General features: G+C 45.8%; 22 protein-coding genes. 7 read left to right on the top strand and 15 right to left on the bottom strand.

Annotation, left to right across the window (positions count from 1 at the left end):
• Both FCL48_RS00860 and FCL48_RS00855 read right to left on the bottom strand, forming a co-directional pair.
• Nucleotides 1-339: a P-II family nitrogen regulator gene (locus tag FCL48_RS00860; protein WP_136870345.1), complete on the bottom strand. Its 339-nt coding sequence runs from the start codon at nucleotides 337-339 to the stop codon at nucleotides 1-3.
• Between the two features lie 291 nt (nucleotides 340-630).
• Complete coding sequence (locus FCL48_RS00855; RefSeq protein WP_136870344.1) at nucleotides 631-1854, bottom strand: ammonium transporter; 1224 nt, start codon at nucleotides 1852-1854, stop codon at nucleotides 631-633.
• 379 nt (nucleotides 1855-2233) lie between these two features.
• On the opposite strand from FCL48_RS00855, the gene mtnA reads away from it, so the two are divergent.
• Nucleotides 2234-3352 carry an S-methyl-5-thioribose-1-phosphate isomerase gene (gene mtnA, locus FCL48_RS00850; RefSeq protein ID WP_136870343.1) on the top strand — a complete coding sequence of 373 codons (1119 nt, stop codon included), beginning with the start codon at nucleotides 2234-2236 and terminating at the stop codon, nucleotides 3350-3352.
• Nucleotides 3353-3378: 26 nt separating this feature from the next.
• On the top strand, nucleotides 3379-3741 hold the full coding sequence (locus tag FCL48_RS00845; RefSeq protein WP_136870342.1) for a PilZ domain-containing protein: 363 nt from the start codon (nucleotides 3379-3381) through the stop codon (nucleotides 3739-3741).
• A gap of 70 nt (nucleotides 3742-3811) precedes the next feature.
• Here FCL48_RS00845 and FCL48_RS00840 read toward each other — a convergent pair whose 3' ends face one another.
• Nucleotides 3812-5227 carry a mannose-1-phosphate guanylyltransferase/mannose-6-phosphate isomerase gene (locus tag FCL48_RS00840; protein ID WP_136870341.1) on the bottom strand — a complete coding sequence of 472 codons (1416 nt, stop codon included), beginning with the start codon at nucleotides 5225-5227 and terminating at the stop codon, nucleotides 3812-3814.
• Nucleotides 5228-5275: 48 nt separating this feature from the next.
• Nucleotides 5276-6634 carry a phosphomannomutase gene (locus FCL48_RS00835; protein WP_136870340.1) on the bottom strand — a complete coding sequence of 453 codons (1359 nt, stop codon included), beginning with the start codon at nucleotides 6632-6634 and terminating at the stop codon, nucleotides 5276-5278.
• A 139-nt stretch (nucleotides 6635-6773) separates the two neighbouring features.
• Between FCL48_RS00835 and rfbA the strand changes: the two genes are divergently transcribed.
• On the top strand, nucleotides 6774-7667 hold the full coding sequence (gene rfbA / locus FCL48_RS00830; RefSeq protein ID WP_136870339.1) for a glucose-1-phosphate thymidylyltransferase RfbA: 894 nt from the start codon (nucleotides 6774-6776) through the stop codon (nucleotides 7665-7667).
• Nucleotides 7664-8545, top strand: coding sequence for a dTDP-4-dehydrorhamnose reductase (gene rfbD / locus FCL48_RS00825; protein WP_136870338.1), 882 nt, complete (start codon nucleotides 7664-7666; stop codon nucleotides 8543-8545). The genes rfbA and rfbD overlap by 4 nt, the downstream gene beginning before the upstream one ends.
• Before the next feature lie 28 nt (nucleotides 8546-8573).
• Here the strand turns inward: rfbD and FCL48_RS00820 are convergent, their stop codons facing one another.
• Both FCL48_RS00820 and FCL48_RS00815 read right to left on the bottom strand, forming a co-directional pair.
• Entirely contained in the window at nucleotides 8574-8927 is a 354-nt protein-coding gene (locus tag FCL48_RS00820) for a PilZ domain-containing protein (RefSeq protein WP_136870337.1), read from the bottom strand.
• Nucleotides 8928-9130: 203 nt separating this feature from the next.
• On the bottom strand, nucleotides 9131-9712 hold the full coding sequence (locus FCL48_RS00815; protein WP_136870336.1) for a CvpA family protein: 582 nt from the start codon (nucleotides 9710-9712) through the stop codon (nucleotides 9131-9133).
• Between the two features lie 289 nt (nucleotides 9713-10001).
• On the opposite strand from FCL48_RS00815, the gene mutM reads away from it, so the two are divergent.
• Nucleotides 10002-10832 (top strand): bifunctional DNA-formamidopyrimidine glycosylase/DNA-(apurinic or apyrimidinic site) lyase, encoded by an 831-nt coding sequence (gene mutM / locus FCL48_RS00810; protein WP_136870335.1) that lies wholly within the window; start codon nucleotides 10002-10004, stop codon nucleotides 10830-10832.
• Between the two features lie 9 nt (nucleotides 10833-10841).
• On the opposite strand, the gene FCL48_RS00805 is transcribed toward mutM, so the two are convergent.
• The 9 genes from FCL48_RS00805 to rpmH all read right to left on the bottom strand — a co-directional run bounded on the left by FCL48_RS00805 (nucleotide 10842) and on the right by rpmH (nucleotide 18436).
• Nucleotides 10842-12113 (bottom strand): molybdopterin molybdotransferase MoeA, encoded by a 1272-nt coding sequence (locus FCL48_RS00805; RefSeq protein ID WP_169309017.1) that lies wholly within the window; start codon nucleotides 12111-12113, stop codon nucleotides 10842-10844.
• 90 nt (nucleotides 12114-12203) lie between these two features.
• On the bottom strand, nucleotides 12204-12554 hold the full coding sequence (locus FCL48_RS00800) for a hypothetical protein (protein ID WP_136870333.1): 351 nt from the start codon (nucleotides 12552-12554) through the stop codon (nucleotides 12204-12206).
• Between the two features lie 289 nt (nucleotides 12555-12843).
• On the bottom strand, nucleotides 12844-13272 hold the full coding sequence (locus tag FCL48_RS00795) for a peptidylprolyl isomerase (RefSeq protein ID WP_136870332.1): 429 nt from the start codon (nucleotides 13270-13272) through the stop codon (nucleotides 12844-12846).
• 186 nt (nucleotides 13273-13458) lie between these two features.
• Complete coding sequence (mnmE, locus tag FCL48_RS00790) at nucleotides 13459-14844, bottom strand: tRNA uridine-5-carboxymethylaminomethyl(34) synthesis GTPase MnmE (protein WP_136870331.1); 1386 nt, start codon at nucleotides 14842-14844, stop codon at nucleotides 13459-13461.
• 70 nt (nucleotides 14845-14914) lie between these two features.
• Entirely contained in the window at nucleotides 14915-15904 is a 990-nt protein-coding gene (locus tag FCL48_RS00785) for a Jag N-terminal domain-containing protein (RefSeq protein WP_136870330.1), read from the bottom strand.
• 65 nt (nucleotides 15905-15969) lie between these two features.
• The gene (yidC, locus tag FCL48_RS00780) at nucleotides 15970-17643 is read right to left on the bottom strand and encodes a membrane protein insertase YidC (RefSeq protein WP_136870329.1); all 1674 of its coding nucleotides are present in this window, start codon (nucleotides 17641-17643) and stop codon (nucleotides 15970-15972) included.
• A 68-nt stretch (nucleotides 17644-17711) separates the two neighbouring features.
• A complete protein-coding gene (gene yidD, locus FCL48_RS00775) occupies nucleotides 17712-17939 on the bottom strand; it encodes a membrane protein insertion efficiency factor YidD (protein ID WP_136870328.1) in 228 nt (75 codons plus the stop codon).
• A 1-nt stretch (nucleotide 17940) separates the two neighbouring features.
• A complete protein-coding gene (rnpA, locus tag FCL48_RS00770) occupies nucleotides 17941-18339 on the bottom strand; it encodes a ribonuclease P protein component (RefSeq protein ID WP_240744700.1) in 399 nt (132 codons plus the stop codon).
• Entirely contained in the window at nucleotides 18299-18436 is a 138-nt protein-coding gene (gene rpmH / locus FCL48_RS00765; RefSeq protein ID WP_136870326.1) for a 50S ribosomal protein L34, read from the bottom strand. Before rpmH ends, rnpA begins: the two co-directional genes overlap by 41 nt.
• A gap of 310 nt (nucleotides 18437-18746) precedes the next feature.
• On the opposite strand from rpmH, the gene FCL48_RS00760 reads away from it, so the two are divergent.
• Nucleotides 18747-19622: a class I SAM-dependent methyltransferase gene (locus tag FCL48_RS00760; RefSeq protein ID WP_136870325.1), complete on the top strand. Its 876-nt coding sequence runs from the start codon at nucleotides 18747-18749 to the stop codon at nucleotides 19620-19622.
• Between the two features lie 37 nt (nucleotides 19623-19659).
• Nucleotides 19660-21561 carry a tRNA uridine-5-carboxymethylaminomethyl(34) synthesis enzyme MnmG gene (mnmG, locus tag FCL48_RS00755; protein WP_136870324.1) on the top strand — a complete coding sequence of 634 codons (1902 nt, stop codon included), beginning with the start codon at nucleotides 19660-19662 and terminating at the stop codon, nucleotides 21559-21561.
• Nucleotides 21562-21564 lie beyond the last annotated feature (3 nt).

Genomic DNA, 21564 nt, shown 5'->3' with positions numbered 1-21564 from the left:
TTACACCGCATCACGATTCTCTTCTCCTGTACGAACCCGAAGGACACGCTCTATCGGTAAAACAAAAATCTTACCATCACCAATCTTACCAGTGTTGGCAGAAGAACGTATCGTCTCGACAACCTGTTCAACCTGATCCGCTCCCACTACGATTTCAATTTTTATTTTCGGAATGAAATCAACTACATATTCGGCTCCTCGATAAATTTCAGTATGACCTTTCTGACGCCCATACCCTTTCACCTCAGAGATGGTCATGCCTGTGATACCAATGCCGTTAAGTGCATCCTTCACATCATCTAGCTTAAATGGTTTAATGATCGCTTCAATTTTTTTCATACATTCCTTCTCGTGGTTAAGATGATTTTCTCTTGCGTAAACTCCGCAAAAAAACAAGACCTATGTTCTGCAGCCGAAAAACTACATTACCATTACACAGAACATAAACCGTCCTTCCCTCTCAAGTAAAGGTAACATAATAGATCAAAATCTGCATACCGCAAGTAGCGGTTTAACAGCTTACACCAGAACACTCCTTTTAAAATGAAGAAAACTAAGAGTAGTATTAACATCAACAACTTGAAGTTCGTAGCAAGACTCATATCCTCGCCTCTTTCTCTCCGACCAGACTCAGTTATTGTAAGCAGTTTCAGAATGTTCCGTAGAGTCCATTCCTTCCACTTCGGCATCCTCTCCCATTCTCATTTGCAGAGAATTATTGATCAGTTTAAAGAGGCACCAGCTCACGATAAAGGTATAGCCACTTACCACAAGTACACCAAAAAGCTGCTTGAAAAACTGAATTACCCCACCACCAAAAAACAGCCCATCCACTCCAGCAGGATTCACTGACGTTGAGGCAAAAAGACCAAGACACAATGTTCCAACAACCCCTCCGACACCATGAATACCCACAACATCCAGAGAATCATCGAGTCCCAGTCTGGATTTGGCATTGACGGCAAGGTAGCAGACAACACCCGCCAGGCAGCCAACAAGTATTGCACTGTTCGGGCCAACAAAGCCAGCCGTGGGGGTAATGGTCGCTAAACCTGCAATGGCCCCGGAAGCAGCGCCAAGAGTTGTTGCCTTTTTCTGAGTAAGCCACTCCATAACTACCCACATAAACATACCAGCCATCCCACCCAAATGGGTTGCAACAAAGGCCGTTACCGCAACCTCGTCCACAGCCAGAGCAGAACCACCATTAAAGCCAAACCAGCCAAACCATAGAATTCCTGTGCCCAGCATAGACATTGGAAGATTATGAGGCATAAAACTGGCCCTCCCGTAACCTTTACGGCTGCCGAGCACCAGAACACCTGCAAGTGCTGCAGCTCCACAGGTTGCATGAACAACAAGCCCCCCGGCAAAATCCAGAACGCCAAGCCCTCCTAACCAGCCCCCCTTTCCCCACACCCAGTGACAGACAGGGTTGTACACAAGAATTGACCAGAAAAAGGTGAAAATCAGAAACGGAACAAACCGTACTCTCTCGGCAAATGCTCCTGTGATCAGCGCCGGAGTAATGATGGCAAACATGCATTGAAAAATCATAAATACTGTTTGCGGAATAGTCGTCGCATAATCGATACTAGGCTCATTGGTCACCGTAGCAAGGCCAAACCAGGACAGATCTCCGACAATTCCGCCGACATCAGGGCCAAAAGACATAGAGTAGCCAAGATAAACCCATTCCACGGTGATCAGTGAAATGAGAATCAAGCTCTGCATAATGGTTCCCAGAACATTTTTCCTTCGAACCATTCCTCCATAAAAAAGAGCCAGTCCCGGGGTCATTAACAGTACAAGCCCTGCTGCGGCCAGGATAAATGCGGTATCCGCCTTGTTCATCTAATTCTCCTTAAATTTAATGTCAGAGTGCAACCATCTTTTCCTGTATCCTTGTCTCTATAAAAAATTGCTCTCATACTTCCGTTACAACCTTCGTGCCATATCATTTATCCTCTCTGCACTTAGTCATATTCACAGCACCAAAGAATTCCGGGCAAATCAACGAACCCCATGCGTTACATTTTTGTGTTTTTTGTGGCGATTTATTACATTTATGTCGATTTCATATACAGAAATGGCGAAAGATGACCCGACCAAAAAAAAGAAGGCCCTGTTTACAATAGGCCATAAAAAGAATATTTTATTAACGAAAGGCTCTTTGAATTCGTTATCAAAACCAGTGCTGCGCCACTCAACATCAACCAAGAACAACCTCACTATGAAAATTAACGGAATTCCACACCGTACCATTTGGCCCAACCCAAAAAACCCAAGAGAGATCTGCATCATCGACCAAAGACTGTTGCCCCATAAAGTGTCCATAGAGACACTTGTCACAAAAGAACAGGCAACAAAGGCAATTAAAGATATGTATGTGCGTGGAGCCGGTTTAATTGGTGCAACAGCAGGCTTTGGCATGTATCTGGCAAGTATCAGTGCACCGGACAACCTGGCTGAATTTGACGCATACATGGCGGGCTATGCCAGAATCCTCAACAATAGCCGCCCAACTGCCCGAAACTTGAAGTGGGCCATCGATCGGATCATCAGGGCAATGGCTGGCGCAGAAAATTCAGACGATAAACGAAGAATTGCATTTGCAACGGCCTCTGAGATAGCAGATGAAGACGCCGAATTCTGCAGAAGAATTGGAGAACACGGCCTGGGATTGATACAAAAGATAAGTGAGAAAAAAAAGGGACAGCCGGTCAACATCCTCACCCACTGCAACGCCGGCTGGCTGGCGTTTGTTGATTATGGAAGTGCCACCGCCCCAATCTACGCTGCAAGAAATGCAGGCATTCCAGTACACGTCTGGGTAGATGAGACCCGCCCCTGGAATCAGGGTGCACGGCTGACCGCATGGGAGCTTCAACAGGAAGGTATTGCCAATACCCTGATATGTGACAACACCGGAGGCCATCTCATGCAACATGGCCTGGTCGACATGATCATTGTGGGTAGCGATCGTACCACCCATACCGGAGACGTCGCCAACAAAATAGGAACATATCTCAAAGCCGTCGCAGCGAAAGACAACAATATTCCATTTTACGTTGCCTTACCATCATCTACAATTGATTGGGAACTTGACAAAGGCCATGATATTCCTATAGAACAAAGAGAGGAGGAAGAAATTACCAGCGTTATGGGTCTCAATGATGAAGGGCAAATAACAACGGTCCAACTCTGTGCTCCTGGAACAAGAGCCGCAAACTATGGATTTGATGTTACTCCGGCTCGTCTGGTCACTGGACTTATTACAGAAAGAGGTGTGGTAGCGGCAGAGAAAGAAAAAATACACGGCCTTTTCGCCCAGGGCCAAACAGCATTGTAACAGTAATAAAGACTTTGGAGAGAAAGATGACACCAGCAGAACATCGAAAATTTATCAGGTATGACTCCCTTCATCTTCTGGATTACCTGGTTTTTGACGATGAGGGAAATCCGGGCGTCTATTCAATGGGAAGAACAATAGATGTCAGTGTAGATGGGTTAAAACTGGAAACATCACAGCCCCTGAAAGCAAACACCCAGCTCGCTGTAACCGTAGGTATTGAGGATGACCTCATTGAACTCCAGGGCCGGACGACCCATGCCCGCCCATTTAATGGCCGCTTTCTCTCGGGAATAACCTTTGTCAAAATAAGCAAAGAAGGACGACGCATCTTTGCAAAATACGTTGAAGCCTTCCGTCAGCGGCAAAACGAACGATTGAGCGCCTGAAAATCAGAAGCGCCCCCACTTAAAGAAGAGGGGGCGCAGAAAGCTACATTTTGACATAAAGACAGACTTTTCACACCTGGTCATTTTCCCTGCCGTACACATCATCAAAACGTACAATATCGTCTTCTCCAAGATAACTGCCGTTTTGCACCTCGATTAATTCGAGCTCAATCACCCCTGGGTTACCCAAACGGTGCATGGTTCCGGCCGGAATATAGGTGGATTGATTTTCATGGAGCAGAAGCACTTCATCACCGTTGGTCACCTCAGCCGTTCCCCGTACCACGACCCAGTGCTCGCTGCGGTGATGATGCTTTTGCAGTGAAAGTTTTGCACCAGGAGTGACTGTTATTTTTTTAATCTGAAATCGACTCTGCTCCTCCAGAACGGTGTAACTTCCCCACGGACGATATACCGTGAGATGGACGTTATACTCTTCACGGTTTTGCTCTTTGAGTTTCTTCACGACCTTTTTAACATCCTGAGATCGAGAAAGCGGAGAGACAATCACAGCATCGGCCGTTTCCACAACCAGGGTATCCTCCATTCCAACCGTTGCGACAAGACGACTTTCAGCCTTGACAAAACAGTTTCTGGTCTCGGTTAAAAGAACATCTCCTGTTGTAACATTGCCATCCGTGTCCTTTTCCATCACCTCCCATAATGCTTTCCAGGAACCGATATCACTCCAGCCAATATCCGCCACAACAACGGCAGCCTTGTCTGTTTTTTCCATGAGGGCGTAATCGATGGAATCGCTTGGGCAAGTGGCCATTGCCTCTTTTTCGAAACGGAAAAAATGCCCGTCATACTCGCCGTCTGCAACAGCTTTTTCCATTGCTCTATAAATATCCGGTGCATACTTCTCAATTTCACCCAGCGCTGTTGGAAGGGAGAAGGCGAACATCCCGCTGTTCCAATAATAGCCCCCATGCTCAACATACTTCCTGGCCGTTTCAGCATCGGGTTTTTCTTTAAAAGAAGCGACCTGCACCCCCTCACCCTGCTCAATATATCCATATCCGGTCTCAGGGGATATTGGCTGGATACCGAAAGTCACCACCGCCCCCTTGGCTGCCAGTTCGGTTGCACGCCCTACCGCCTCGACAAAGCCGACCTCATCCATCACAACATGATCCGCCGGCAAAACCAGAAGAATTACATCCCCATGGGTCTTTTTGCAAAAATGAGCCGCCCCGCATATGGCCGGAGCCGTATTTTTGCCCTCGGGTTCCAATAAAATTGAAAATGAGTCAACATCACCGAGATCCTCCACCTGGGCAAGAGTGATAAATCTATGGCCTTCCCCTACAACGATGACAGGCGGCAACACATCAGGGATTTTGGCTACTCTCTGAAGGGTTGTCTGTAAAAGTGAGGTGTTGGCCGTCAAGCGCAACAATTGCTTGGGATATAACTCTCGAGAGAGAGGCCAGAGCCTTGATCCTGTTCCACCTGCTAAAATAACGGGTTGTATTTTCGTCACGTTTTCCTCGTATTAAATAGTATTGAACTTAAAACTGTATGAATATTATCAGCGCATATAAGACAGTAGTTCGCGGGTCTTTTCCTGGAGCAACTCTACATCGCCACGGGTTTCCACATTCAATCGCAACAGCGGTTCTGTATTTGATTTTCTGACATTAAAACGATAGTCCTTAAATTCGACGGAGAGTCCATCGGTATAATCTTTCGTTCCGGTTGCATAGTGTTTCTCGATGACGGAAATTACTGCATCCGCGTCTCCCACCTTGCGGTTAATCTCTCCCGAAACCGGAAATGCAGCCTTTCGCGCAGACACAAGAGATGACAGCGTTGTATCGGCAACACTTAGCATCGATGCCACCAACAACCAGGGAATCATTCCGGAATCGCAGTAACCAAAGTCTCTGAAATAATGATGGGCAGACATTTCGCCACCGTAAAGGGCATTTTCCTGACGCATCCTTTCTTTAATAAAGGCATGCCCGGTTCTGGTCATTACAGGAACACCACCATTTTCGTTTATTACCTGCTGACTATTCCAGGTAAGACGGGGATCGTAGAGGATTTTCGCCCCAGGTTCACATTGCAGCATAGCCTTTGCGAGCAGACCTACAATATAGTACCCCTCTACGAAATCACCATGTTCATCCCAAAAAAAACAGCGATCAAAGTCACCATCCCAGGCAATACCCAGATCGGCATTATGTTCCCTCACCGCCCTGGTGGTTATTTCACGGTTTTCCACAAGCAGAGGGTTGGGAACACCATGGGGAAAGGTTCCATCCGGTTCATGCTGCACCTTTATAAAGGTAAAGGGCAGGTGTTTTTCCAAAAGGTCGACCACAGCACCAGCACAGCCGTTACCACTGTTCACGACAATTTTCAGAGCCTTAAGTTTTTCCACATCAACATAACCCAAGAGATGCTGGACATAGTTTTTTTTATTATCGAAATCCTGGCAGCTTCCACGAACTTCCCCTAAAGCGGGTAACCTACCACCTGAGATCATCCCCGACATGGCCTGCAGCCCCGACTCTCCGGTAACAGGCCGGGCCCCCCGGGTTACAAATTTCATTCCATTATAGTCAGCAGGGTTATGGCTTGCGGTAACAACCACTCCGCCGTCCACCCCCTCACCTTCCAGACTGAACGTGGCATGGTATATTTCTTCAGTACCGGTAAGGCCAAGGTCCAGCACTTCACATCCCGTATCACAAAGACCGTCTATGAGAGCTGCAGCCAAACTGTTACTGGACAACCTGATGTCTCTGCCCACCACCACTTTTTTCAGATCATAAACTAAAGCAAAGGCTTGACCAATCTTTCGTGCAAGATCAGGGTTAAGTTCATCCGGAACACGTCCCCGGATATCATAGGCCTTAAAACATGGAAGAAGATGCTGGCTCATTTTTTATTTCCTTTTTCATAGCGCTTCGTTATATTCGTCTCTTTGCTGCTTTCGTATAAGTGCCAAAATGTAAATTATTCGGCTGATAACATCAACAGCCAAACAAATAAATTCCTCAATAAACGATTCGAATACTCCTATGAAAGGAATAATCCTCGCCGGAGGTTCCGGCACCCGTCTCTATCCTCTGACCAAAGTCATCAGCAAGCAGATGATTCCGGTATACGACAAACCCATGATCTACTACCCACTCTCCGTCCTTATGCTTGCTGGTATCCGGGATATTCTTATCATTTCAACCCCCCATGACCTGCCCCATTTCAAAGAGCTCTTCGGCGATGGTTCACAGCTTGGCCTGGCCATCAGCTATGAAGTTCAACCGCGTCCGGAAGGCCTGGCTCAGGCTTTTATCATAGGGAAATCATTTATTGGCGGTGATTCCGTTGCCCTGATTTTAGGTGACAACATCTTCTTTGGCCCGGGCTTTTCCAGGATCCTCACAACCAGCGCCAAGCTTGAAGAGGGAGGACTTATCTTTGGCTACCTGGTCAAGGACCCCAAACGCTACGGCGTTGTTGAATTTGACAACAACAGGCAGGTTGTCGGGATTGAGGAAAAACCCGACAAACCAAAGTCAAAATATGCCGTACCTGGCCTCTACTTCTACGATAATGATGTCATCTCCATAGCTGAAGCGGTCCAGCCCTCTTCAAGGGGAGAGCTTGAGATCACCGATGTAAACAACGAGTACCTTAGAAGAGGAAAGCTTAAAGTCGAACCGCTGGGACGCGGTTTCTGCTGGCTCGACACAGGTACCCACGAATCACTCCAGCAGGCCTCCAGCTATGTTCAGGCAGTACAGGAGCGTCAGGGCCTCAAGGTGGCCTGTATCGAGGAAATTGCATATGATCTCGGCTATATAAACCTTGAGCAGCTGAAGCATCTCGCCTCTGATATGTTAAAAAATCAATACGGTCAATATCTCGCAGACTTCATAGCGGAACAGAAAGAAAAGGATAGAAGAAACAAATGAAATTATTGATAATTGGGTCAGGAGGGCAGTTAGGATCAGACTGCTGCACACTGCTTGCCCCAGACAACGAGACTAAAGGTTGCGATTTTCCCAAAGTGGATATCAGCAGCAAAGAAAGCGTCGATGTCTGTCTGAATGAGATGAAACCGGAAGTCATTATCAACTGTGCGGCCTACACAGCGGTTGATGGCTGTGAATCTCAACTTGATTTGTCCTGGAAGGTCAATGCAGAAGGCCCTAAATATCTCGCTCAAGGTGCAGAGAAAATCGGTGCCCGCCTCATACAGGTCTCCACAGACTACATATTTGATGGCAAAAAAACAGCCCCTGAACCATACTACGAATCAGATACACCAAATCCACTTTCACAATACGGAAAAAGTAAACTTGCAGGGGAGGAAGCTGTTGCACAGTACTGCAGCAACCATGTTATTTTGCGCACGGCATGGTTGTATTCAGCCACGGGCAAAAATTTTCTCAAAACCATCCTCAGGCTGGTTATCCAAGACCCTGCTCGAGAACTCAAGGTAGTAAACGATCAATACGGTTCTCTGACTTGGTCTTATACTCTCGCTCTGCAGATCAAAAAACTTCTCCATTCTGATCTCACAGGGATTGTTCACACCACCTCCGAAGGCTACTCAACCTGGTATGAAGCCGCCTGCTATTTTCTTGAAACCATGGAAGTGCCCTACAAAATGCGACCCTGCACGACAGAAGAATACCCCACACCCGCTCACAGGCCGGCAAACTCTATTCTTGAAAATAAGGTGTTAAAAGACGCCGGACTCTCGACGTTTATCGACTGGAAAGAAGATATAAAGACTTTTGTGCAGCAATATAGAGAGCAGTTACTCGCAGAGGCCAGACAGGGATAACCGTAAAGATTATACCACAGAAAAGGAGTCACTTGATTGTGGCTTCTTTATATCCCAACTCAGCCATCAGATGTATAATAACTTCTTTTGTTGATGCATCCACATCATGTATCTGAAACCCGGTAAGAAAAAAATCAGAATTCGTGTCCTTATGACACCAGCGACAGGTACCCTGCAGCAGGATTTCTTCTCTGTCACGAATGAAAGCGGGTAAACGCAGACGCAGCAGATGTTCTTCATTGAGTGCCACCAACTCATCTGTCATGAGCAGAACACCTTTTTCCGAAATATCTACCAGATGGCCAAGAATCTTGTTACCTGTACCATCGAAAACTCTAAGATAAAAAACCAGATACTTACGATCAGCCAGCCGTAAATCCATTGTTCTCCACCCTGTTATCCGAGATATGAGCCGGTTTTACTCTCTTTGCCTTTGTTTTACACACACGTTTTCTTGCCGATAACAAGACTATTGCCTTGATACAAGCAAAGCCTTGCCACCTCTAACCTGTAAAGAAATAAAAATATCTTAGCCGCAATTACTAATTTGATACCATCAAGTACAGCTCGCTGGTACTAAAAAACTTACTCACTTTTTTCATCTGTTGGAGTGGGGGTAAGATACTTTTTCACGGAGTCAATCGCAATTGCGGGTTCCTGCTGGAGCAGGGACTGCCGTACATTCTCATCACGAATAAATTTTCTGGTAAAATCGGCCGCCTCATTGAGTGCATCGCAGGTCATACATGCCCTCAACATCTGATTCTCAGGTGCCAGAACTGTTCCAAGGATCATATGAAGCATCACAGCTAAAATAAGCGCCTTGGCAAAACCGACCAACCCGCCTAGAATTTTATCAAACCAGGAAGTGATCGTAAGACTTATCACATAACCAAGCGCCTTGCCAAAGAGCATAACAACAACATAGGTGACGACAAACAGCAGGACATAACTGGTGAGAAAAACAACCTTAGGATTGTCCGATACATTTTTGAGAACAGGGAAAATAACATCATGATACTGGCTGGCCGAAAAATACCCTAGGTAAAGAGCAACCAGACCTGTGACCTGTTTTAACAACCCCAACCAGATGCCCCGGCCAATCAGAACGGCAAACAGTCCGAGAATGACCATGTCGTATGGTGTCAAACTTCCAAATCCATCCATTCATTCACCTGCTATTACGAGTATAGAAAAATATTTAATCCTTTATGCGAATGAAGTAATAATGAGAAAGAAGCCCACAAACTGCAAGCTTTTTCTCTTGGAAGAAAAAAATCATCAATTTCGAACTGTTAAATATAGTGAGCCATCACATGGTTGCCGCGCTCATTGCCTGGATATAAAGAGTAGAAATCTCAATCCACCTTGCCAACAGAAGACAACGGTTTAAGGTTATAAGATAGAGTTATTACAATATTTATTTCTATAAATTTCTGCCAGACAAGACACCAAAATGCCCGAACTCCCTGAAGTGGAAGTCATTTGCCGAGGTCTCCGACCACATCTCATTGGCCAGATGATCACCCAGGTCTTTTACAATCAAAAATCCCTGCGCAAACCCGTTGATATTGTCAACATCAGAAAAGAAGTCATTCTACAGACAATTGTTGCAGTAGAGCGCCGTGCCAAATATATTCTGATACACATGAACAGTGGCGCTGTGTTGATTATCCATCTCGGTATGACCGGAAACCTCGGAATATTTTCCAAACACACCCCCCTGGCAAAGCATGATCACCTTCAATGGTTGCTCGGGGACGAAAATCAGCTCCGCTACCATGACATCCGCCGCTTCGGCTCGATTCATATCCTCTCACCTGTTGAGGCAAAAGAGCGGGAAAAGACTTTTTTTACAACAAGTGGGCCTGAGCCTTTTGATGATCGTTTTTCTCCCGACTACCTCTACAACCTGTCTAAAGGAAAAAGTCTTACCATCAAACAGTGTATAATGGATTCAAAAATTGTTGTCGGCATTGGCAATATCTACGCCAATGAAAGCCTGTTTCGAGCGGGAATTTCGCCTGAGAAAAAGATCAGCTCCCTTACAAAACCACAATGGCAGCATCTCATAGCTACAATCAGAAAGGTCCTCGATCATGCCATTGACTGTGGCGGATCCACCATAAGCGACTTTGTCAACGCCTCCCAGCAGCAGGGCTATTTCCAGATGAATTTTACAGTCTATGGAAAAGATGGGCAGCCATGCCCCCATTGCTGTGCACCTCTACTCAAATCAAAGCTCGGAGGGCGGGCCACTTTTTATTGCAAGCACTGCCAGAAATAGCCGCGATGGTCAGCCCCATAAAGGTTGGCGCAGATGCACCTCAACGATTTCGCCCTTTTTGATATGATCTCTTCCAGGGGCAATGAGGATATTGCAGTTAGGATGCTCATTTCTGGTGGCCCTTTGAACCAGAACCTGCCCTCCTATACAAGACAACACACCTTCCTTAATAAGCAGTGCCCCTTTGGTTTTAGCTGTAATATCTTCACCAGCAAAAGCCTCAATACAACGGGGTCCAGCAGGTCGAACCCCGCTCATCTCCTGCAGCAATGGGGCTACAACCTCAAGAAAAACAGTGTGCACGGCTTTTGGTGGTCCAGGAAGTCCGACATATAAAACTCCATTTTTTTCTCCTGCAACCGTTGATCTTCCAGGTCGCAGATCAAGAGATGTGCACGTCAAGGTGCCACCGGCATCTAAAAAACCCTTCTCGACAAGATCGAAATCCCCTCCCCCTGTGCCACCGGTTGTAAGAACAAGATCACTGGAACCATCAAGACAGTCCGTAAAAAACTGACCTACCATCTTTTCCTCATCCGTGACGATCCCGTAGTCATGGGCTAAACAGCCGCACTGCTCAATCAAGGCAACCAACAGGTATTTATTTGAAGAAATCTTCTGCGCATCTTCGGGTAATACTCCGGACTCAACCAGTTCTTTTCCTGTACAGCAAAAGCTGACCCTTGGACGCCTGTAGACTGCAAGCTTATGCCATCCACCTTCGGCAATTTTTACAAGCGATGCAGGAGTAATAACCTCTCCGGCCTCTACAAGAATCGCTCCCTTTTGACGTTCTTCCCCCCTTCTTTTAATATAGGAGGGGCCTGTAAGATATTTTGATCGGATTGTTACCCGTTGTCCTTCAACCGCACACCACTCCTTGGGAATAATACGTGTACAGTCTCCAGGAACCTTGCCTCCGGTCATAACCAACCAGGCTTCTCCCGGTTTCAGAGCTTTATCAAGAACATCTCCAGCACCAGTTACACCGGCGATCTGAAAACATGTTTCACCATCACAGGCAACCTTTTCCCCGGCAGAAATGGCAAAACCATCGCGAAGAGATTCATCAAAGAGTGGCACATCAAGCTTCGCCTGTAGATTTTCAGCAGCGACCCTCGAGATGGCATCTCGAAGGAGGACATCCTCTTTTCTCTTCAGAACCATGGGAAGCGAAAAGATCCTTCGCCTGATCTCGAAAAGCTGGGCATGGGCAGAGTGATGAGTGTTTTCCGTTGCTACAGCGGCTTCTTCTCCAGCCTCTTGGTGAACCTTTTTCATCAGAACCATGCATTTAAAATTTCAATAATAGCCAACCTCAAAAAACCTACAAGGCGCGCTTCTTGCCCACACCTAGTGCCAGATTACGGCCTACTCAATCACTCCAGAAAGTTTATCTGCAGGACCAATTGTAGTGTGCAACTGCTTATAACCGCTATCATAGATTTTGACGGTCTGTGGCATCAGTTGTACAGCTTTAGAATACTGGAGTAATTCTCTCAGTTTACTTTCATCAAAACACTCTTCCAGCAGCCAGTCATCTGAATATTGCACAGGGTCAAGGACTATCTCTTCTAACAGGCAACAGGCTCTCGTGAGATATTCGCTCTCACAGGGACTCTCAGCAACCAACCTCTCAAAGTCGCATGCAAGATATTGAGAAATTTTTCTCGCTTTAATCAGTATACCGCTAGCTTCCAGGCTCAGATGTTTACAGTTCATCGCACTTTCCATTGTGGGGTGAGACAGCATCGAAACGATCACACTACCGATAACAATTACGTAATACCAGTTACAGTAACAACATAAATGGATACCTTATTTACTCACTGTTGTCGATGCCATGGTGATCTTTTTCGTGATCTTTCCAACAAATTCTTTAAGCATCATGGCTCGATATTTTATTGCTTTATCGAAGTAAAATGGTTTGTTGCCTGAGCATTACAACAAAAAAGGGGAGATCCTTCCGGACCTCCCCTTTTTTGCTTCTTATTTGACAACCTGACAGGGACTAATTAATAGCCACCAGCTCAAGGTCAAATGTTAACACCTCACCTGCAAGCGCAGGATTGCCATCCAAGGTAACAGTAGTGTCTGTAATCTCACTCACACTTACAATCATAGGCTCATCTTCTTCATCGGTGACTTCAAGTTCATCACCAACTTCAAGGTCCAGATCAGCTGGCATTTCAGAACGAGGAACCTCAATAACCATATCCTCATGCCACTCTCCGTAGGCATCCTCAACACCAATAGTGACGGTTTTTTTCTCGCCGACATTCATTGACTGGATTGCAGTTAGAAATCCGTCAATAAGATCATCTTCACCTAAAGTGAAGACAAAAGGATCTTCTCCTGCTGTAGAGTCAAAAATACTTCCATCGGCAAGTTTACCTGTATAGTGAACGGAAATTTTATCTCCGTTTTGCATTTGAGCCATGTTTTACTCCATCAAAATATATAATTAAAAAATGAGGGCTAACACCCCTCCTCTCGTGTATTACGATTCTCCTGTCACCAACAGGGTGACGGTGAAAAGGGTCCTGCTCGAAATAGCTGTGCATGGATTTTCCAATCCTTTTCACAGGTTGATTGAGACAGGAACCTCTAACGTAATATGTACAGATTATTTACCGAGACAGAACTGTTCAAAAACGACATCAAGAATATCGTCCGTTGTTGTCTCGCCGACAATTTCTCCAAGACAATCAAGACACTCTTGTAAATCGACAGCTATCAGATCGTTCGTAAGTCCCGTGTTAAGCGTCTCAATGGCACTCCCACTTGCAGATATCGCTTTTTGCAATGCAACCTTGTGTCTGAGGTTAGGAGAACAACCATTTTCTTCCCATTGTTCTTTCCCGCCTGTTATTTTCTCAAAAATTGCTTTTCTCAGTGCGTCGATGCCAAGCTGGCTTTTCGCTGAAATTTCAACCCATCTCCCATCCTGACAGAGGGTGACTTCCTGCCTTGGCCCAGAATATAAATCACTTTTGTTCACTACAGTTAAAACAGGTTTATGGGAGACCTCTTGAAAAAGAGCGTTATCCTCCCGGGAAAGTGAAGTGGAGCCATCGATCAGAAACAGGACAAGATCCGCTTTGTTCATCAGCTCTTTGGTCCGCATGATTCCAAGCTCTTCAACCTCTTCGGCTCCACTTCTGATACCTGCCGTATCAATAATACGTACAGGAACACCTTCGATATCAATGATTTCCTCAATCGAATCTCTGGTCGTACCAGGTATCGCAGTAACAAGAGCTCTTTCTTCCTGAAGAAGAGTGTTCAATAAGCTCGATTTACCGACATTGGGCCTGCCCACAATCACAAGAGAAATACCTTCACGATATAAGCGTCCCCGGGAAACATTACCCAAAAGCTTCATTAATGGCGCTTTGACCTCAGCTTCCAGCTGGGCGCTCAATTTTTGACGATCAACAATATCAAGATCCTCATCGGGAAAGTCTATCGCCACTTCAACAACAGCCCGCATTTGGGTAAGGCTTTTCTGAACGGGTTCAATTTGTCGGTAGAGGGCACCCGCAAGCTGTTCCTGGGCCAGATCAATGCCTTTTCTGGTTTTGGCGGAGAGGATATCAATAACTGCTTCAGCCCGCGTCAGATCAATACGGCCATTGAGAAAGGCCCTCTTGGTAAATTCACCTGGTGCGGCAAGTGTCGCACCTTGGGACACAATAGTATCGAGAATATTCTGCAGGAGGAGAAAACTCCCATGGCAGTGAATCTCAACAACATCTTCTCTTGTATAGGAGTTGGGAGCCTTCATTGTCACAACCATAACCTCATCGAGAAGTTTCCCGTCTAGAGGGTGATGGATATGGCCGTAATAAAACCGATGGCTTTTATAAGAGCAGGTGGGACTTTTAGGAGTGAAGATGCCTTGTATGAATTCGACGGATCGGGAACCGCTCATGCGGATAATACCAATCCCCCCGGCACCGGGAGGAGTAGATATGGCAACGATTGTTTCTTCAACAGCTGATAGATTCATAATATCACCAGTCTCCTGATTCTATGAAATCTTCAGGCAAGGGCGAAGAGAAATAGCAGAAACTCGCGTATCAGGAATCACTTTGAGGTTCTGAGTTCTCTGAGCTTTTGTTCTGGCGGCCCTTGCCCTGTGTTTTTTTACGTCCACCACGGTTATTCTTACCTGGCTTATAAATAAGAATTTTCTTAAAAAGGCCGTCTCCAACAGATCTGCTGCGGATTTCCTTATCTTCCTGGAGAATCATATGGATTGCCCGACGCTCTGAAGGATTGAGGGCGGGCAGGACCTGGGTCTTACCATCCTCTTTTACCTGGCCCGCCAGTTCAATGGCCTTGTCTTTGAGGTTTTCCAGACGTTTTTCGCGAAAATCTCCCACGTTTATAGAGATTCTTAATTTCTCAGACACCTTTCTGGTTACAATCTTACGAAGAATATATTGAATACTGTCAAGAACTTTTCCATCGACGCCTGTCAACTCTTCTTCAAAATCTCCTCGAAGTACACAGGCAACGGACAAGCCTTCTACCTCAAGCTCAATTGTGGATGGAAAACCCATCAAAGCAACAATCTGACTCAACTCACTTTTTACGATCTCAAGGCTTTCCTGACTTACAGCCACTTCAACAGGTTCTTCAGTGTTCTGAACCACCTGTTCAACAACCACGCTTCGATCAGCCTGTTTCGTTTGTTCAACAGTCTCCGTTACTTGCTCCTGTTGAATATTTTTTTCAACTACCGGAGCAGGGGCAGATTTCTCTGGTTCAGGATGCTTCTGGGGCTCAACTTCAACTCGAGGGGAAGCTTTTTTCTTGGCCCGCACAGGTTTTTCCTTTGCTGGAAGCAGAGATTCCATGGAAAAGTCATTTTTCTCTTCCTCAGTCTCCTGTCTGAGACTCACCCTGATATGCGCTTTCTTGCGAATTAACCCAAATATTCCTGTGGAACCTGTTTCTATGACATCAATTTCCAGTTTTTCCTGCGCGACTCCAAAATTATCACATGCCTTTTTGATGGCATCGGTAACTTCTTTTCCGTAGAAATCTTTTTTTGCTAAAGACATTGGATTACCTTTTTTATTGAATCTCACTTTTTACGGTCTCGAAAAGCTGAGCTGTACCCGACATCTCAGGCAGCTGCACTTGATTTCTTTGTATCTCTGTTGATCAATACCTGCTGAAGAATAGAGAGCAGATTGTTAACAAACCAATAGAGAACAAGACCAGAAGCAAAGTTAAGAAACATAAACGTGAAAATCACTGGCAAAAACATCATGATTTTAGCCTGGGTAGGATCAGCAGTGGTGGGACTGAGTTTTTGCTGAAAAAACATCGATGCTCCCATCAACAATGTGAGCACGGGCAAACCTCCAAGATACGGTAAATCAAAGCCCATATACAATCTATCCGGCGCTGAAAGGTCAGTAATCCAGAGCATAAAGGGAGCATGGCGAAGCTCAATAGACTGGAGCAGTACTTTATAGAGCGCAAAAAACACGGGAATCTGTAAAACCATCGGCAGGCATCCACCAAGAGGATTGACTTTATAGGTTTTATAAAGATTCATTACCTCCTGATTCATCTTGGTTGGATCATTCTTATATTTTTCTTTTAGTTTTACCATCTTGGGCTGAAGTTTCTGCATATTCTTCATCGACTTCATACCTTTTTGGGAAATCGGCCAGAAAGCAGCTTTAAAGAGTACCGTCACAAGAATAATGGCAATGCCGTAGTTATGGAAAAAACTGTTAAAAGTATTCAAAAGCCACAATGCAGGTTTGGCGATAACATCAAACCAGCCAAAGTTCACTGAACTGTCCAGATTATAGCCTATATTTTTTAACATCTTCAGTTTTTTGGGCCCGAAAAAGACATGATATGCATACTCTTTTTCCGTACCTGCCTGGATGGTGTCAAGATTTCCTGCAAGCTGCGTCCTGGCAAGTTCATCATTTCCACTCATGGTAAAAGATGCACCATTTCCATCCATCGGAACGACAGCACACAGAAAGTAATTACTCCCATACCCAGCCCAGTCAATGGCTCCTTGAAGAACCTTAGGGCCCTCTTCAAATTCGCTGGCTTTGACTTCATTCAGCTGGCCGCTGATATATGCAGCAGGACCTGCAAAAAGAAATCGTTTTGCAGGGCTTTCACTTATTTCAAAGCGTTTGTTGACTAGACTGATCTGTGGAACACCCTGAAGAATAGCGCCGGATGCATTAATCACTTTAACACCGAGATCTAACAGATAGGTATCGTTGTTAAATGTGTAGGTCCGCACGACAGTCAGCCCGTTACCTGCATCGGCCGTTAGCACGAGCTGAGCGTTGGCCTGATCTTTGGTAAGTTTCACAGAGCTGACATCACTGCTGTAAAGAATCCTCTCGTTTACAGCGCTCCCCCAGGAAAACAGTAGAGGAAAACCTTCTGATTTATCCGTTTTAACCAGCTGCATTCCAAGTGAATCAGCATCATGGGTTTCTTTGTAATTCTTTAGGACAAAGCTTGTAATCATCCCACCATCTTCAGACAGAGTGGCACGATACAACTCTGTTTCGATGCTGATATTTTTTGGTTCTCTATCATAGCTGACGGCTTTAACCGGAGGATTCAGAGAAGGTGCCGCCACCGGGGCAGGCGCGCTTGCAACGGGCTCTGCTGCGGTGGTCTGCGATGTAGCAGTCTGTGTGGTTTGCTCTTCAACGGGCGCTGGCTGATCAAAGCCAACAAAGAAATATTGATAACCGACGAGGATGACAAAGGAGATGATTATTGCCAAAAAGGCTCTATATGTGTCCATGAACTGTCCGTTTATAAATGACGAAGAAGGTTAAAATGTCAGTTAATAAAAAATGGCGGAAGACCTGTTTATTGCAACGGATCATAACCGCCTCGTGAAAATGGATGACAACGCAACAGGCGCCACAACCCTTTTAAGCCCCCAAGTAGAAGGCCATATTTTTCAACTGCCTGGATGGTGTATGTGGAACAGGAGGGAGTGAAACGACAGGACGGTGGTAACAGAGGTGAGATCAAATATTGATACCCTTTCACACATCCGACAAATGCTTTTCCAGGTAATCGAGTTATTTTCATTTCATCTGCTCTGCCCACAAGCGAATCTGGCTGTAGTTTCTCCTACAGCTCTGCAAATATCACCCGGATGCTTACAGGAGAACTCTGGACGCACAGCAAAAACAATATCAACACCCTGTGGATATTGTTTTCGTTCAAGCCGAAACGACTCCCTGATAATTCGTTTAATGCGGTTTCTCTTCACTGCACCACGAACTTTCCGATGGACACTTATACCGAGTCTGCTGTCGACTGAGCCGTTTTCCAGACATATAAGAGTATAGCCATTGCCGTGTATACGCTTTCCCCTGCTGTAAACTTTTTCAAACTCCCACCCCTTACGGAGCAGGGAAGTTTTCAAAAGCCGTAGACTCGTCAACTTAAGCTGAGAGTCTTTTGCGACCCTTTGCTCTGCGGGCACGGATAATCGCACGACCGGCACGGGTGCTCATTCTTTCACGAAATCCATGGGTACGTGCACGCTTGATTCTGCTTGGCTGAAAAGTTCGCTTACTCATTGTTTACATCCTCATCTGTAGAACCCATGATAGATACATGGACTTTGGTTATACTCTAGAGACTTTAAGAATATTCTCATTGAAGGTTTGTTAGCCTCCTTAAAGTCAACTTCTCTCACAAGCACACCACATGTACCTGTGAAATTACAAAATTACAAAAGGAGAATATTAACCATATCCACCTCAATGTGTCAAACATTTTTGCTGTGGCCCGCCATGGGTTTATTGCTAATCCCCATGGGCTGTGCTATTCTCATATCATTATTTTTTCACTTATTACGTCGTTTTATTTTTATAAGAGTTTTATTTCATGGTTCATTCAACTACTCAGACCTACGAAGACATCGACTGGTCCTTGCTCCGAAAAAATGCAATGGCCCGAAAAGGCTGGAAAAGAAAAAGCCCCAAGGAATGGGACTCCAAAGCCAGTTCTTTTTCCAGTCGCATAAAAAAAAATGATTATGTAGACCATTTTATACGTGAGCTTCCCCTGGATCAGTCTTACTCCGTCCTTGATATTGGTGCTGGCCCAGGCACCCTTGCCATCCCCATCGCCCATCAGGTCCAGAAAGTGACGGCTATTGATTTTTCGCCCGGTATGCTAGAAATCCTCAATCAAAATGCCGCACAAGAAAACATTTATAATATTGAAACTATCCAGTGTGCCTGGGAAGATGATTGGCAGGCAAAAGGTATTACCTCCCATGACATAGCCATCGCCTCACGGTCGGTTGGGGTCGAGGATCTTGAGTCCTCACTCAAAAAAATCAACGCCTTTGCCAAAAAATATGTTTTTATAAGTGATCGCATCGGCGCAACTCCTTTTGAGGCCGAGGCCTTCCGGGCAATAGGCCGACCGTTTGATCCAGGCCCTGATTATATTTACACCGTAAATCTGCTCTACAAGATCGGAATTTATCCAAACATCACTGTACTTCGTCCCAATCCTGTAACATTATATGGGTCAATTGAAGAAGCCCTTGCATCCTATCGCTGGATGTTTCAGGATCTCAGCACAACAGAAGAACAGCTTCTTCTCGAATATGTAGAACAAAATATCATCAAGACCTCAGATAACGGCATCAGCGTCCGACGCAACAGCCCTATACAGTGGGCCTTGATCTGGTGGCAGAAACAAGACACGCCGCTCCGATCTATAGCTCCGGACGAGATACTGATCAGGTGATCTCCATTAATAATTTAAAAACACAGACATATCTCAAATGATTTCAGAACACTACGATATAGCAGTTATTGGAGCAGGTCACGCTGGTTGTGAAGCCGCTCTTGCTGCCGCAAGACTTGGCCTTAAGACTCTTCTCACAGTAATCAATGTGGATACCATTGGTGCCATGTCCTGCAATCCTGCAATCGGAGGGCTTGCGAAAGGGCATCTGGTCAGGGAAATAGATGCACTCGGTGGAGAAATGGCCAAAAACATCGACGCCACCTCTATTCAATTTCGTAAACTCAACACAAGTAAAGGTCCGGCAGTACGCTCTTCAAGAGCTCAGGCAGACCGGTTACTTTACCGCCTTAGAATGAAGTCGGTCATAGAAAACCAGCCCAACCTCACCATCAAGCAGACCGTGGTCACCGGGCTTGAAGTTGAGGATGGGGCAATCACAGGCATTACCACCTCAATCGAAGAAAAAATCCCTGTAAAAGCCGTTGTTGTGGCAACGGGTACTTTCCTCAACGGGCTTGTCCACATCGGTATGAAAAACTTCTCGGCAGGCCGGCTCGGTTGCGCCGCCTCAAAAGGGCTTGCCCGCTGGTTCAGGGAAAATGGTTTTGAGGTTGGCCGAATGAAAACAGGTACGGTACCACGCCTTGATGCCAACACAATAAACTATGAGGATCTTGAAGATCAGCACAGCGATAATCCTCCCGCACATTTTTCATTTTCATCGGAGGGCAATTACACTCTGCCTCAACTTCCCTGCTACATTACCTACACCAACGAAAAGACCCACCAGATCATTAGAGAAGGAATAGACCAGTCTCCAATGTACGCAGGTGTCATAAAAGGTATCGGCGCCAGATACTGCCCCTCCATTGAGGACAAAGTCATGCGCTTTCCCGAAAAGGACCGGCACCAGATTTTTATTGAACCTGAAGGCCTTGATACAATAGAGGTATACCCAAACGGCATCCCCACAAGCTTGCCGCTTGCAACCCAGCAGAAGATGGTCAACTCTATTAAAGGGCTTGAAAATGCAAAAATTATCAGGCCCGGCTATGCTATCGAATACGATTATATAGATCCACTGGGTCTCAAACCTTCCCTTGAAACGAAAAAGGTACGAGGTCTTTTTCTGGCCGGACAGATTAACGGAACTTCGGGGTATGAAGAGGCGGCGGCCCAGGGCCTGATGGCCAGTATCAATGCGGTAAACTATATCAAAGGAACCCCACCGCTTATTCTCGACAGGTCGCAGGCCTACATAGGCGTTCTTATAGATGATCTTGTTACCTGCGGGACCAAGGAACCGTATCGCTTGTTTACTTCACGGGCTGAATACCGGCTGCTGCTCCGGGAAGACAATGCAGATGTACGTCTTGCTGATATTGGCTACAAAATCGGCCTTGTCACCAGGGAACGAAACATCTCTTTCCATGAGAAACAGACGGCGGTTGAGGACGGGATTCGCCAACTGGAAAATATCTGGATTAAACCAGGTGCTGAGGTCAATCTTGCCCTGAATAATCTTGGTTCCAGTGACCTTAAACAGAAATCCCACCTTGCTGAACTGCTGCGTCGTCCGGAACTCAGCCTGAAGGCCTTCTGCGACCTTCCCATGACGGACGAAGAACACGCACAGATTGAGGCGCTTACCCATAGTCAGGTACAGCCCGAGATAGAACTTCAGGTTAAATTTAAAGGCTATATTGACAGGCAATACGAACAGGTCGCAAGATTTAAGAAAATCGAATCCGTCATCCTGCCAAAAAATATGGATTATGCCAGCTTGTCGGGGCTTTCCAATGAGGTGGTGGAAAAGCTCAGCAAAATACAACCTCACTCTCTTGGTCAGGCCTCCAGAATTTCCGGGGTTACTCCTGCGGCAATCTCCATCCTCCAGGTGCACTTAAAGAAAATGCAAAAAACAAGACAGGACTAGCAG

Source organism: Desulforhopalus sp. IMCC35007 (assembly GCF_005116575.1).
GTDB lineage: Bacteria > Desulfobacterota > Desulfobulbia > Desulfobulbales > Desulfocapsaceae > Desulforhopalus_A.
The sequence above is the reverse complement of the archived record's forward strand: the minus strand, read 5'-3'. Positions and strand labels throughout refer to the sequence as shown.